The organism is Limibacterium fermenti, from assembly GCF_041902845.1.
Taxonomy (GTDB): domain Bacteria; phylum Bacteroidota; class Bacteroidia; order Bacteroidales; family Dysgonomonadaceae; genus Limibacterium; species Limibacterium fermenti.
The window spans coordinates 2,837,969-2,853,452 of record NZ_CP159486.1 but is presented as its reverse complement, the minus strand read 5'-3'; the positions used below and the strand labels follow the sequence as shown (position 1 = coordinate 2,853,452).

Below are 15,484 nucleotides of genomic sequence, written 5' to 3'. Positions count from 1 at the left end.
CCGAAGTCCGGTATTGATCCTCTGGAGGTGGACGTCCAACGTCGGATTCGGAGGTCGAATATGATACCTATAAAAAAAGCTGTCTCTATTTTGGGGTTTGAGACAGCCTTTTTGCGTTTATTTATTCACTCTTTCGAGAAAGAGGTGTAAATAAGAAAATCATTCGCCGGCACGGTAAGCGATGCCGTAGAGGATGTAACGGTAAGTGTCTCCGATGGTATCCGGTAGTTGTACCATGTACCGGTTTTCGGAAAAGCCGTTTCGACTTTCATCGCTGTGTTCGTGAGATTCCCTACAACGACTATCTGTTTGGCGTTACCGAGTGAAGAGAGCGTAAGGAAGCGTCCGTTCTCCCAATCATTCTCCGATACTTTCCACTCGAGGGTAGACGTTGAGTTGAATAATTCGCTGTGCGACCGACGCAGGCCTATAAGTGTTGCGTACGTTTCATACAATTCTTTGCGTTGGGGAACCTTGGCGTATTCCCATTTAACCGGCTTCCTTGCCGTTCGGTACGTGTCATCATCATGCGCAGTGCCAGTCGGATCGGCATTAATAGAGATGTCGTATCCCAACTCGCCGAACTGCCAAATCATCTTCGGGCCGGGAACGGTAAAGAAGAACGCCGCATTCGCTTTCAACTGATCCATCCGTGTGGCAAGATCGGTTTTTATCGTTCCTACTCCCCACTGTGTCTGTTTATACGACACCCGTTCTTCATCGTGGCTTTCCATATATCCTACAAGGCTGTTAGCCGGACGCGAAGAGGTCGTGTAATAGAGGTTTGAGAAATCCGAATTTTCTTTATATCCCATGCCCGACTGGCAGTAGGCATTGTTTAGGTTTCGCCAAACCATCATGCCATTGCTGCTGAGTTCGGTTTCCTCTTGGTTGTCGCAAAAGTGTTCCAGAATGATGTACGCATCCGCTTTCACGTTTTTGATCGCCTCGTTGTAATCTTTGAGAATCGCCACGCGCGAGGCATCATAATTTGACGCCGTTTGCTCTGTCGAAGATTTTTGCGTAAACCCTTTGGTCAGGTCGAAGCGGAAGCCGTCGATATTGTATTCTTCCAACAGGAATTGCAGGTTGCGTTTCACAAAGTCGCGCACCAACGACGATTCGTGATTGAAATCATGAAATACGCTGTAAGGGTGGGGGGCATCCACATTGAACCACGGATTGTTCGCCGCGGTTTTGTTCGCCGACGCATTCCAATAGAGTTTGGCGAAGGGATTTGCGCCGGTGGCGTGATTATACACGACATCGAAGATCACCGCCATGCCGCGTTCGTGGCACGCGTCGATAAACTCCTTATACATCTTGTCGGTCCCGTAAGCCTTATCCATGGCGAAATAGAAACACGGATTATAGCCCCAACTGTCGTTGCCGTCGAACTCCTGCACCGGCATCAATTCGATGGCGTTTACCCCCAGCGATTGCAGGTAATCGAGCTTCTCCATCGCCCCGTTGATATCTCCGGTTGACGTAAAGTCGCGGAACAGCATTTCATAGATCACGAGTTCCGATGCATCGGGCGCGTTGAAGTCCGTTACTTTCCAGTTATAAACATCCGGTTTGATTTGAAATACCGAAGCGATGCCGATTGCTCCCGAGGGATAAGGCTGCAAATTGGGATAAGTCGTGGATAAGATATATTTGTCGTTATCGGGATCGAGTATTTTGCGGCTATAGGCATCGGCAAGGCGAATCGGGTCGCCGTCCTTCATTCCCACATAATATTGAAAAGCATATTCCTTATCCGCATCGAGTCCGGTCAGCGTGATCCACCAACAGCTTGCTGCATCGTCGCGAAACATCTGCGACTTCTCATCATTACTCAGTTTCCAGCCGTTAAAATCGCCGATAATATGGGCAAAATCTTTATGACTGCCGTTTGTGTCTTTGTCATACAACACCAGCGTAACGGTTTTATCGTCGATGATATTGATCCCGTGCCGGACATTAGACGGAAGCGTTTTCCGGACGATCGCCGCCGGCTGGAAAGCGTTGTATTTCGTGTCGGTTACATTGATGAATAAATCTTTATCGACACCTTTCCTTGTGCCGTCGGCGCTGCGGATAACCACACCGAGTTTGGTGACGGGTGTCTCTCCCGAAGCGAACCATTCACGGATGGAGGGAGAGAGGGTGATCGTCCAAACATTCGTACCTTTTTGGGTCATTTTGCATTTCGGCACATTCGTCTCCCATTTCGCGGGAACATAGAGCCATGTGCCTTCCGATATTACTCCCGCATGTAAATAGAGGTCGCCTTCATATCCGTAAAGGGCAGAAGTCGAAGTCGCTTTAAATTGAATGGTGAGACTATTATCGGCATCGGGAAGAGTTGATGCATAACGAACATCATTTTCAATTACTATCGATGCCTGTTCCGGTTCGATGTTCGGTGCGGGATCTTCGGCACAAGCAACAGCCAGCAGAAAGAATGGGATAAGTATAGATAGTTTATTTTTCATTTTTAGTTTGTTTTAATGGAGGCACCCTTTTCGCCAATCAATTAGGGATGTATGCAACTCATCCTCGACTCCCGATATTTTATGACCCGGTATCGTTCTCGTTCGCTAAAAGAGTAGAACTCGCTTCGCTCAAACAGCTCCTCTTTTTACGCTCATCGAGAACGACGGGTCCCCACAAAATATCTAAATGTTTTCGGATGAGTTACATACATTCCTACGCCTTGCGGTGCCGGAATGCCTTGTTATTCCAATATATAAATTTGCTTGGGCGACAACGTCAGTTTATCTCCCAATGACACTTGTTTTCCCGAAAGAATATCTTTTGCCGTTTGTCTTCCGCGAACGCTTTCCGCATAGCGGGCGAGATCGATTTCGGTTTCTTTTGAAGTCCCGTTCATCAATACCCATACCGATTGGTCATTCAGATACCGTTCATACACATAGACGCCTTTTTGCAAGACATAATGCTTCATCTTACCTTGAGCGAGCACGGCATTCCCTTTTCGCCATTTCAATAGCTTTTGCAGAAATCCGAACGCTTCGTTTTGCAAGGCGCTGCGTCCGTTTGCCGTGAATTGATCCTGCTTGTCGCCCGGCCATCCTCCCGGAACATCCAGACGGATATCTCCGTCGCTTCTCTGTTTTGTCCCGTGCATAAGCAATTCCGTACCATAATACAATTGCGGAATTCCCGGCATGGTCAGCAGAAACGTGATGCCCTGCTTCCAACCCGATAAATCCGACGGCAGTTCCTTCAGGAAGCGGTCGGTATCGTGATTGTCGAGGAAGCGCAGTACGTGGTAAATATCCGGATAGATGAAATCGTAGGTCATGTGGTCGTAAATGCCATGCAACCCGCCGTTCCATTCGCCTGTTTCTTCGAAGAAAGCCGAATGGGATAGTCCCATAAAGCGGAAGTCCATGACTGTTTTGAGCTGCGTATCCTTTCCGCTGTTGAGTTTGCTGTGTTTTTGCCAGAAAGCCGTTCCGATAGGATTATTCAGCCATGCTTCGCCCACGATGTTATAGTCGGGATATTCCTTTTCGATAGCCCGGCACCAGTCGATCATCCTATCGTAATCGGCGTACGGGTACGTATCCTGGCGGATGCCGTCCACACCCGAATATTCGATCCACCAGATGCTGTTTTGGATAAGATATTTAGCCACGTGGCGGTTGCGTTGATTCAAATCGGGCATAGTCGGTACGAACCAGCCATCCGTAAATGCTTTCCGGTCGTATTCCGACGCATAATTATCGAAATAAACCTCTTTCATGTGCGACGTTTGCACGTATTTATCGAGGTTGTTGAACCAATCCTTCGAGGGTACATCCTTCATCCAAGGATGATCGCTTCCGCAATGGTTGAAGATCATATCCATCACCACTTTCATCCCTTTGGAATGCGCGTCGGCGATCAATCCGGCATATTCTTCGTTGCTTCCGAAGCGGGGATCCACACGGTAATAATCGGTGGTAGCGTAACCGTGATACGAGCCGCCTTCCATGTCGTTTTCCAGCACCGGATTCAGCCAGATAGCCGTCACGCCCAGATCGTCGAGATAACCGAGCCGGTCGGAGATGCCTTTCAGGTCGCCGCCATGCCGTGCGTTCGGATCTTTCCGGTCCACTTTGTAAGGCATGCGCATCGGAATGTGATCGTTCGACGGATCGCCGTTGGCAAACCGGTCGGGCATGATCAAATACAATACATCCGACGAATCGAAGCCTTTTATTTGCTTCCGCTTCGGGTCGCGCGCCTTGAGTTCGTAAGGGATGGTAATCTTCTGCTCCCCTTTAGTAAAAGACAACTCGAACGTCTCCGGCCGGCTGTTTGCGATATCCAGATAAATAACCAGATAGTTCGGGCTTGACAACCGCACCGTTTCTTTGATAACGACATCTTTTGATGACACCGACGGTGTGTAACCGGCGATATCTTTACGGGACACCATCAATTGCAATTCCGTCTCCTCCATGCCGCTCCACCAGAACGCCGGTTCGATACGCATGTACTCATTTTTGATGATCGAATCCAACGACTCGTACGTTCGCGTACTAAATGTAATGGTGTCGGTTACCTGTGCCTGCAACAAACACGAAGTAATGACTATAAGCGTAAATAAAATTGTTTTTTTCATTCTACTTATTTTGAGTTTAAATGTTCAAAGAAATAAATTTTAATCGATAAACGCATCCAATGCTTTTGTCGGGCGTCCGTCGTCACCCCATGCACTTAATGCGTAATGACTCCATGAACGGGCACTTTGAGGTTCCCAGTAAAAAACGCCCAATCCTTTTCCGTCGGGAATGGACTTTACTTTTTGGATAACGGCACGGAGCATGTCGAACGTATTTTGCGGTTGATTATCTTCTCCACCTGTTTCTACTACCATGACTTCCTTTCCGTATCGTTTCATTATATCGGTCAGATTATAGCCTAAATCATCGATAGTTTCCGTATAGTCAGGCCTCCCTTCGAGCCAATAGGGGTAATATGACATTCCGATGATATCGTATTTAGCCCCGTATTTCTCCGCATTGTCGAACCACCAACGAAAACGGTTGTTATTGTTTCCTTGATCGACATGTAGGATGATTTTTGTTTCCGGACTGACCCTTTTGACGGCATCGTATCCCCGATTGAGCAATTGCGCCAGTTGAGGCCAATTATCGGTATGCCCTTCCGGATAAATCATGCCGGTTGCAATTTCATTTCCCAATTGTACCCATTCGGGTGTTACGTCCTTATTTTTTAAAGCAAGCATTACATCGTATGTATAATCATACAAAGCCTTTTTCAGCTCTTCAAAATCAAGCCCTTCCCAGTCTTTCGGTTTATGTTGTTTAGCCGGATCCGCCCAACTGTCGCTGTAATGGAAATCGATCATTACCCGCATTCCCCAATCTTTAGCCCTTTTGGCCATCGCCACCGTTTCCTCTTTGCTGCAATGCCCACTGTGCGGATCATCCGAAGGATTCACCCATGTTCGTAATCGGATAGCATTGATGCCGTGGGTTTTGAGGATTTTGAAACAATCTTCGGGCATACCTTTATCATTATAAAAAGTATAACCGCTCGCTTCCATCTGCGGCAACCAACTGATATCGGCTCCTTTGGCAAAACTATTCTCTTTTTCGATTTCGGTAGTTGTATGTCCGCAAGAAAAACAAAAAATCAATAAACTGAAATAAATCAATTGGTTTTTTCTCATTATTCATTTAAATCAATTGGCAGATTCTAAAAAAGCACGGTACGTGTACCGCGCTTTTTTATTGGATATCTTGCTTACGGCAAATCCGATGTCGGGATGACAATGTAATGTCCCGTCAAATCGTTCAGAGCGATATAATAGGTTCCGGCAGTTTCTATTATGATATTCTTTCCATTAGCAGTCGTACCTAATCCGAAAGAACTGTTTTGCTCCTCTTCGGAAGCCGGTCCCCAACTAACCTCCCATGCATCGTTTGCGCGGATCTTTAATTCGCCGGCTTTCAGTTCGATTGCATTTCCTGTCCAGATATGGTCGGTTACCTGAGTTAAATCCGTATCGGCATCCCATCCGCCGGCAGTTGCCGTACCGATTACCCCCATCGTATTATAGGTGACACTTACATTACCGGTATAAGGCATATATTCGGCAGTTTTGGCTCCAAAGTCTAACTTTAAAGTATAATAACCGTCAGTAGCAGGTCCCGACAGATTAGGAGAATTATCTTCCAGCACTAAAGCGCCGTCCTTATACCCCCAACAAGGATTCCACACTCCCGCATTAACCGGGAACTTCTGTGCTTTTCCTCCGGTGAAATGTGCGGTGAAAGTATATTTTGAATCGGCAGTACTATTATCGGCAAAAAGAACTTGCAGGCCGTTTCCTAATTGGGCGGTCTCGTTCTTCCATCCCGGCAAGCTTGTAATGGCGTCTCCGGTCATATAAATGACGTCCTTTGTATAGCCCAGAAGTTGGATCGAGTATGTATATTCCATCATATTAAGTGTAATCCTTGCCCATCCCGGCTCTTCTATCCGCATGGCTTGCGCTTTTTCAACGATCAACTCGCCTTCGAGTGCGGTATTACCGTCTGTCGGATTTCCTAACACACCGTCCCATGAACCTGCTTCCTTACTGGATTTCGGCACTATTTTGAAATATGATCCGGATGGTATTTCCACTAAAAGAGTAAAGATAGGATCTTCATACACATCTTTTCCGCTATGGTCGAACTTATATTGATCCAATTTATCGAATCCCCATCCGTTTACATCCCCGATGAGATAATATTCCGTTTCGATTACCGGCGCTACGGGCGTAACGGTTACCGGCCCTAATACAACAGGTGTGGGCATCAGCACCGAGATCGTTCCGTCCACAATATAATAGTTGGCGCGTAAGTATAATTCACGTGCATTGGGCGCTTTACCGTAAAGGCTTTTTACGGCTTCGTCCAAATCAGGTGCAGTAACGGTTACCGTATTATTATCACTGGTAGAAGGCAACTCTATGGAAGAGGTGAATTCTTTCGTATCCGATGCTTCGAGTTTAAACGTCAGATACGCTCCTTCCGCCAGTTCGGGAGTAGCAGTTGTGGTAACAGCTTCCAAAGCAGTTGCTTTTTCCAAGTCTTCCTCCGTTAAAACGATAGGGGAAGTCACCCCTGCTCCCAAGGCAAACGTAAATCCGTCAACCGATTGTTCCGTTTCCTGCGGATACGATTGAGGAGCCGCCGCTTCATGATCGTACACATCGTCGCTGCAAGCACCCGCAAAGAGAACCACGAGCAACATACCATATAAATATATTCTTTTCATACTATTCTTTTTTAGTTGGTTAAAGAAAACCCCTCCCGCAATAGAAAGGGATTTTCTGTTTTGTTTTATTCAATTTTGCCCGTTTTAGCGGTAAAGTTAATGTAAAGCTTTTGTCCGGTTTTACCGGCGACACGGTCTTGGTCTTCACCTGCTCCACGGTATTCCAGTTTATTGTTCAATACTATGAATTCCGTCTTCCACCAATCGTATCCTTCTAAGACAATACTGGCGCGTACTCCGCCGTCTCCAGAAGGAGCGGTAAATGCAGGTGATACGAATTCAGCGCTAGCTCCTGCTGAAAGATCAGGAACGGTAAACCGATAAGCCGCATCAGTAGTTCCCCAATTACCGCCATTGATATCTCCTTGCAGATACACATACGGTGCGTGGAACTCGACGGCATATTCATAGCTGCGCCCGTTAATGGTCGTTGTAACGACTACGATGTACCATCCCGGAGTCCCGATGACGATATTCCCGTCATCATTCGTGGTGATTCCGGCTAAATCTACCGATTTTTCATCGATCGTAATGTCATTGGACCCGAAGGCCGCGTCCCCGGCCTTTACCGTGTTGAATTTGATTTGTGCGTCGGCATTTTCGGATGTTTTGCCCAGATATTGTATTGCCCAGAATTTCCCTTCGGCGCTATGTACCGGGACCATTTCGGTCGCTTTGTTCCAGTTCCAGTTGTCCGTAATATTACCCGCGAGGTAAATATTTTCGGGCATTACCATCGGCTCAAGCGCAAAATACCCTTTTACCTTTGGCAAGGTAATCACATTCGAATAAACTTTTCCTATTCCGTCATCCGTAAGCACAGAGGATAAACGGACATACACCGGTTGCAGGTCGGTAGGATACTGGCTTTCTTCTTCTATTTTCAATAATTCAACCAAAGCCACGGCAAAATCCGAACCTTTGACTTCTATCTTCGCGGTAGTATGTGTACCCGGTAGCGTTTTATATTCGCTGAAATCTTCCGTAAGGGAAACCTGGACGCTGTAAATCGCTACAGCGGTGAATCCGTAGTCGGGTTGAGTACAGGTAAACTCTAATGTCTCCGTATTTTTTAAATCATAAACGCCGGATACATATTTGGGCGTATTCAACACGAAACTCTCCGGTTGCTGTAGAACAGTTTGGTCATCCTCTTGACATGCCCAGAAACAACCGAGGCAAATCAATACTATCAGTAAACTATATGTCTTTTTCATCATTGTTTATTTTAAGTTGTTGTTCGATTAATACCCGGTATTCTGTGTCAGATTTTTATTCGCTCCTATATCGTCCGCCGGGATCGGATAGACTTTATAGATATCCGAAACGGTTTTTCCTTCCGCGGCAGCCCCTTTCCAGGGCCAGATGTACGAGGAGCCCGTGAATTTACCGAAACGCACCAAGTCTGTACGGCGTTGGCCTTCGAAAAAGAATTCGCGGCTTCGTTCGTCAAGGATAAAATTGAGGTTCAATTGACCGGAAGTAATAGTAGCCGAGCTGGCGTTAGCCGTGGTATAAGCACGTGTACGCAGGTCATTTACTAATTGCAACGCTGTCGCCTCATCACCTCCGGCGCCTCCTCTGAGAACAGCCTCGGCGTAATTAAGATATATTTCTCCCAATCGGAATAACGGAAAATCTGTATACACGATGTTGCTTGCAGGTAAAGTTCCGTCACTATTTGCGTTGGAGTATTTTACAACAGGAATACCGTTGTCGGTAAAAAGTAGTTGATCAACGATTTCAATATTTGCAGTCTTATCTACAAGAACCATTGAAAAACGATTGTCTTTCTCATATTGGTTTTCTTTTTGGAAACTCTTGAATAACGAGGACCGGGCGCGGTTTCCCTGCCAAGCACCGACGGCATTTATCTCTGCCTGCATAATGGAAGGTACCGTGCTGCACAATAAAAATGTCATTCCTCCCCATGTTTGAGTATCTTCCCCTTCATATCGGATAGGAAAGATCATTTCTACCGACTTCTGATTATCAGCTTTAAATACATTGGCATATACCAGATCGAGTTCATAGTTTTCGGCAAGAACTTTTTTGCTGTACGTTATGCTTTCGGTATATTTCTTTTCACCGATATAGGTTTCCGCATTCAAGTACAAGCGCGATAACAATGCCCAATTGGCGGCTTTGTGCGCATGCCCGTAGTTTTTCGTATCATATCCTACAAAAGGATCGAGCATATCGGGTTCGCATTCGATTAATTCCTTTTCAATATATCGGAAGAGGTCCGTTGCCTGGGTTTGCGACGGAAGTTCGCTCCCCACTTTGTTTTCTTCGGTTACAAACGGCACATTCCGGAAGAAATCGAGGAGATAGTAGTAAGACAAAGCACGAAGAAAGCGTGCTTCGGCGCGATACGTCTTGATGGTTGCCTTATCTGCTTCACTGACCCCTCTGGAAGAAAGATTTTCGTCGGTGGTTTCCCTCAAAAATGCATTCGATAAATTTACCTGATAGTACAGGCGATAATACAATCCTTTGATAAATACATTACTGGAGCTCCACGTGATACTATTTAAATCGCCAATACCTACGTCATTTTGAATCCAGCAGCAATGGGCTTCGTCGGTAGGTAGTTGTTGTAAATTCCACAAACCTCTGAGGAAAGAAGCCTGGCTTCCTCCATCCACGCCGGCCACATCGGCATCTCCATCCCCTCCGCTATTACCACTGATGGTTAAGCCGGCATAAATTTTAGCCAGTAATTCCTGATAAGGGCCTATCTCATCTCCGAATACAATATCGGAAACCAATTCTTCCTTGTCAAGCGGAACGGTATTCAGATCGTCGAGGCAGGAAGAGAATCCCGTAATCAGTGCACTAATTACGGCTATTAATACTATCTTATATTTTATTGTTTTCATATTTATTGCAGAATTAAAAACTTAAACTTAACCCGAGAATAAACACCCGCGGGTGCGGATAAATATTGTTGTCGATGCCATCATTGGTAAATTCGGGGTCGAGACCTTTGTACTTTGTAATTACAAACGGATTCTGTACCGTAAAATAGACTTTTCCGTTCTGTACCGCATTGAGCAATCTGTCGAATCGGTATCCCAGCGAAATATTATCCATCTTCAGAAACGACGCGTTTTGAATATAATAACTGGATAGATACTGGCCGTTAGTGAAATTTGTATAAGAAGCGCTGTTTACCCTGTTTTTCAGCCAATTTGCAGGGTCATACACACTTGACGAAGCTTCGCGGTTCGATTGGACATTGTTATAGGCGTAATTGCCGATATTGGCGCGCAATGAGAAATTCACATCCCAATTCTTGTACGATAATTGGGATGTGAATCCCATCGTTACGTCGGGAGCCGATTTCTTGTATTGGATTAAATCGCTTTCATTAATTAATCCGTCGGCATTTTGATCGACATAGACCTTTTCTATCGGTTTGCCAGCCTCATCATATACCTGTTGTTGAACATAGAAAGAACCGGCAGGATAATTTACGCTGTGGATAGCCGCCCTGTTTCCTGTACCACCGTCGATACCGCCGTACCGCACACCGACATAGCTCGGGTCATCGTTAATGGTTAATTTGGTAATCCGGTTTTTATTGAATGCCACATTATAACTGATGTTCCAATCCCAGTCTCTCGTTACTACCGGCCGGCCGGTGACGGTAAATTCAATACCCTTATTTTCCAGCTCGCCGACATTCGTAAGCAATTCGTTACTGAAATTGGTCCCGGCCGCAATTCCGACGGTATTCAACAAATCCGTTGTTTTACGATAATAAAGATCGACACCTCCGTTAATACGATTATTTAAGAAACCGTAATCCAATCCAATATTATAGGTTGCCGTTTCTTCCCATTTAAGGTTTTCGTCATACGCCAACGGACGAATAAGCGATACTTTGGTATTACCGAAAAAATAATTGGCGCCGGCTTTACTATAATTATATCTTCCCATCCAGGGATAATCGCCGTTCCCTAAATTCTGTTGTCCTGTTACTCCATATCCCAGACGCAATTTAAAATCCGATAAAACTCCCCGGGTATTTTCCATAAAAGGTTCGTTCACAATTTTCCAAGCAAAAGCGGCCGAAGGGAACAATCCCCATTGATTATCGGGACTGAAACGAGAGGATCCGTCATTACGCAAAGTGAAAGTCAACAGATATCGATCCAGCAACGTATAGTTCAAACGCCCGAAAAATGAAATGACATAACTTTCCGATGCGTAATCATCTCCGTCTTTATAATATTGCTCTCCGGTAGAGGTAGCCATCGCTTGTGAATAAGGGTAGGTATTTTCGTTTTTGTAATAAAACCTTTGCCATGAATATCCACCCATTAAATCGATATGATGGATATTGAAAGTTTTGTTGTAATTGAGATAAAAATCAAGCAACGTGTTCTGTTTGTATTGATAATAGTGGCTATTCTCACCCCAACCGACTTTATAACTTCCCCATACCCAGCTCATGGGTGAGTTGTCATCTATCGTTACATCTCCCTTACTTTCGGAAATATCATAACCTAAATTCAGGTTGGCATTCAACCCCGAAATAAATGGCAGGTTATAATTGAGTCGAATATTTCCAATACTTCTATATACGGTAGATTCATCCTGCTTTTGTTCAAGAACGGCCAAAGGATTGGCCAATCCGATGTCTATCGGAGTTCCATCCTGCTTAAGGGACATGAAGTAGCCGTTTCCATAAGAAGAACCGGAGGAGTAAATGGGTTGTGTAGGATCGAACTGTGTCGCCGAGTTGATCGCTCCCCGATCGGCAAAGCGGTTGGTATTGTACATTCCTTTCAGATTCAACTGTACTTTGAGTTGATCATCGAAAAAACTCGGTGTCAAATTTAATGTCCCTGTGAACCTCTCCAAATTGGACGTTTTAAGAATTCCGTTTTCATTCGTATAGCCCAAAGATGCACGATACGGTAGTATTTCGGAAATAGTTCCCGCAGCACTAATGTTATGGTCGGTACTGACGGCTGTCCTATAAATTTGATCTTGCCAATCGGTAGATGTCTTACCTAATGCGTTGACTTGCGCGCTTCCTTCTCCAAACGTATCTGTCAAGTATTGTCTGAAAGTGGCAGCATCCATCACGTCCACAGTTCCCGTTTTAGTACTTACGGAAACATTCCCGTCATACGTAACTTTCATTTTCCCTTTCTGCCCTTTTTTGGTGGTAATGATAATTACACCGTTCGAAGCCCGGGATCCGTAAATAGCTGTTGCCGAAGCATCTTTCAATACCGTGAAAGTCTCAATATCGTTTGAATGGATAGTGCTTAAAGGGTTTGCCATTCCGTTAATAGCGGTCGTGTTGTCTACCGGAACCCCATCGATAACGATTAGCGGATCATTACTGGCAGACATGGACGATCCTCCACGGATACGGATAGTTGCAGCAGAACCAGGAGCGCCTCCTTCCGTGACAATACTGACACCGGCAATCTTTCCCGCCAACAGGTCCGAAGCTGAGGTAGCAAGTCCTCTGTTTAACTTAGTCGCGTCAATAGCGGCGACCGAACCGGTAAGGTCATTTTTCTTTACCGTTCCGTACCCGATTACCACCAACTCTTCCAATAATTCCGTGTCTTCTGCCAGAGTCACATGGATGGTTGTCCTGTTTTGAATGGGAATTGTTTGGGTTACATACCCTACATAAGAAATCACCAGGGTGCCGTCACCCGGAGTCTGAAGCGAAAAGTTCCCGTCATAATCGGTTACTACGCCTGTCGTTGTGCCTTGTAACAGAATGCCGGCACCGATAATCGGCTCCCCGTTCGCATCTGTTACCGTTCCTCGTACATTTATCGGCGAACTCGTTTGAGCTACAGCCGACATCATCATGAACATCCCGATAACTATAGTTGCCAGGAATGCTTTTGTTTTTGTTTTTGTTTTAGAATTTACACTCATGTCGCTAACTTTATAAGATTAACTGATTAATAATTCATTCTCTTAAAGCACGTTTCAAGGATTTAAGTAATTCATAAATGAAAGGTTACTTAACAACTGTTTTCATTTAATTGTCATACGTTCCTTTGTTGCAAATGTACGCTTCTTGTTGACGGGATGTCTTTAAAAATGGAGAATTAACTATGCAAGGCTGTGCAAACGATTGCATCTTTCAGGGTATAAGGAGCATTGATAAACGATTGGTAGAGATTGAAAAGAGAGATTGATAGAAGATCCGTATAGATTGATGAAGGATTGGAGGTACGGACAAATGAATACGCCCCTCGTCAGAGACGAAGGGACGTATGAAAAAGTCGGATGATTACCCGTTCGTTGTTTTCTTGCTTTTGCGGGGTTTTTTGAATCCTTTGCCCGAAATAATACGTTTCCATCGGATGAGGAAACGCCGACTGGGTTTGGTCCTTAAATAGGATTCGATATGACGGGTGCGCTTTTCTTCGAGGATTTGATTGATTTCAATCAAGATACCCGACTCTTCCACGTCGCCGAACTCGTCGTTGATGGCGGTGCCGAAAAACCGCATGGAAGGCGAGAGGCTCATATAGGCGTTGATCAGCGGCGGGATGTTGTATCCCAACGCGCGTACCTCTTTATTAAGCGTTTTATAGTCTTCTTTGAAAGTCCTTCCACGAAACAATTCTTCCATCTTCCGGATGTCGGTATTCGTTTCAAGCGGATGAGTGGCTGTTACGAGCTTGTCGCGATCGGGAAAGTGTTTGTTCAGAAAATAAAGGATCATATTGCGCGCCTCTTTGTTGTACGTTCCGTACATGGTGACTTTCCCGAAAAAGTATTTCATATCAGGATCGATCACGGTGAGTGCGCCAAGCCCGTCCCATAGATTATCGAGGGCGAAGATGCCTTTGCGCCCCATCAAAGTCGATTGGTATTCGAGCGACACGAAAGACCGTCCCAACTCGAACGTGTAAGGCAGATACTCTTTGATAAACTGATCGGAGAAATTCAATAAGTGAGCGGTGGCAAGCATCGGCTTTCCGTTCTCGTCGAAATCCACATCCGAGCCGTGGATAAAGCGGTATCCCCCTAGAATTTCTTCATTTTCCGGATCCCACACGATGAGTTGCCGGTAGGGCTTGTCCATCGTATCATATTTATCGATGTCGGTTTCGAGTCCTGTGCCGCCACCATAGTGTCTGAAAGCGATTTCACGCAGCCGTCCCACTTCGCGCATCAGGTTCGGCGAGTCGTGGTGCGTAAATACATAGATTTCATTATTGGCCTTGTTCGTTATGCGGACTCTTTTTTGGACGGTCAATTCACTTTTGATTAAAGTCTTGTCTACCGGATCAATTATTTTTTCCATTTTTGTTATTCTCCAAAGAATATACGATCTCTTTAATATACTGCGCCCACTCCGAGGGAGACTTGGATTTGTCAAGGGATTGCCAGGGAATAGGTTGTCCGAATGTAATATGAAAGGTTTGGTTTTTGTTTTTGAACATTTCATCGGGAAGATACACCAATTCGATGTTGAATTTCACTCCGACAAACTTCCGGATGGCCGAGAAGTTATAAAAGAAGGCCGAGTTTTTACCTTTAAAATGCACCGGGATAATATCGCGTTGATGCTCGATAGCTTTTAAGACGAAACTCTTCATCCACGGCAAGTCTTTAATCTTGCCGTTTTGTTTGCGGGAGCATAAGCCGGCGGGAAATGTGATGATTTGATTGTCGGAACGGTATGCTTCCTGAATGGCTTTTGCCGACTCTTTGGCTTGTGCTCCGTATTTATTCACCGGAACAAAAATCGTGCGCAGGTTACGAATATGCATCAGTACGTCGTTGACCAGGTAACGAATGTTCCCGTTATATTTTTCGCCCAGATAGGCCGATAGGCAAATACCGTCCAATCCACCCAGAGGATGATTGGAAGCGAAGATAAATTTTCCCTGGTCAGGAATATTTTCCTCACCGTGAATACGTAATGTCAGCTTAAACTCGTTATCCACTAAAGCCTTCATGAACTCGACACCGGTTTTGTCTTCGTTTCGCTCGATAATCCCATTGATGTCGTCCTGATGGAGCGTACGTTTCAGGTAATTAACGAAGAACCGGGGTATCTTCTTGTAAATTTTAGGCGCTTTGGATTTTAAGACGCTGTCCACATCAATTTTAAATGCAGGGTTAGCGCTCATTTTCTTTTCTTATATGTCATCTTTTTCGGCTGCAAATATATAAAAGAAAGCACACATAG

Annotated in this window: 9 protein-coding genes; all 9 read right to left on the bottom strand. The window is 45.2% G+C overall.

The annotated features are described in order from the left end of the window. Positions 1-125: 125 nt before the first annotated feature. Positions 126-2,480 (bottom strand): alpha-amylase family glycosyl hydrolase, encoded by a 2,355-nt coding sequence (locus ABNK31_RS12365; RefSeq protein WP_418892813.1) that lies wholly within the window; start codon positions 2,478-2,480, stop codon positions 126-128. Between the two features lie 242 nt (positions 2,481-2,722). Next, the gene (locus ABNK31_RS12360) at positions 2,723-4,621 is read right to left on the bottom strand and encodes a glycoside hydrolase family 13 protein (protein WP_418892812.1); all 1,899 of its coding nucleotides are present in this window, start codon (positions 4,619-4,621) and stop codon (positions 2,723-2,725) included. Between the two features lie 39 nt (positions 4,622-4,660). Continuing rightward, a complete protein-coding gene (locus ABNK31_RS12355; protein WP_418892811.1) occupies positions 4,661-5,695 on the bottom strand; it encodes a glycoside hydrolase family 53 protein in 1,035 nt (344 codons plus the stop codon). 74 nt (positions 5,696-5,769) lie between these two features. Further along, positions 5,770-7,290, bottom strand: a complete 1,521-nt coding sequence (locus tag ABNK31_RS12350) for an Outer membrane protein SusF domain-containing protein (RefSeq protein ID WP_418892810.1) — start codon at positions 7,288-7,290, stop codon at positions 5,770-5,772. 65 nt (positions 7,291-7,355) lie between these two features. Next, complete coding sequence (locus ABNK31_RS12345; protein WP_418892809.1) at positions 7,356-8,510, bottom strand: SusF/SusE family outer membrane protein; 1,155 nt, start codon at positions 8,508-8,510, stop codon at positions 7,356-7,358. 24 nt (positions 8,511-8,534) lie between these two features. Then, complete coding sequence (locus ABNK31_RS12340; protein ID WP_418892808.1) at positions 8,535-10,172, bottom strand: RagB/SusD family nutrient uptake outer membrane protein; 1,638 nt, start codon at positions 10,170-10,172, stop codon at positions 8,535-8,537. Between the two features lie 13 nt (positions 10,173-10,185). Next, positions 10,186-13,209 (bottom strand): SusC/RagA family TonB-linked outer membrane protein, encoded by a 3,024-nt coding sequence (locus ABNK31_RS12335; RefSeq protein WP_418892807.1) that lies wholly within the window; start codon positions 13,207-13,209, stop codon positions 10,186-10,188. 361 nt (positions 13,210-13,570) lie between these two features. Beyond that, a complete protein-coding gene (locus ABNK31_RS12330) occupies positions 13,571-14,593 on the bottom strand; it encodes a GNAT family N-acetyltransferase (protein ID WP_418892806.1) in 1,023 nt (340 codons plus the stop codon). Continuing rightward, entirely contained in the window at positions 14,577-15,425 is an 849-nt protein-coding gene (locus ABNK31_RS12325; RefSeq protein WP_418892805.1) for a 1-acyl-sn-glycerol-3-phosphate acyltransferase, read from the bottom strand. Before ABNK31_RS12325 ends, ABNK31_RS12330 begins: the two co-directional genes overlap by 17 nt. Positions 15,426-15,484: the final 59 nt, after the last annotated feature.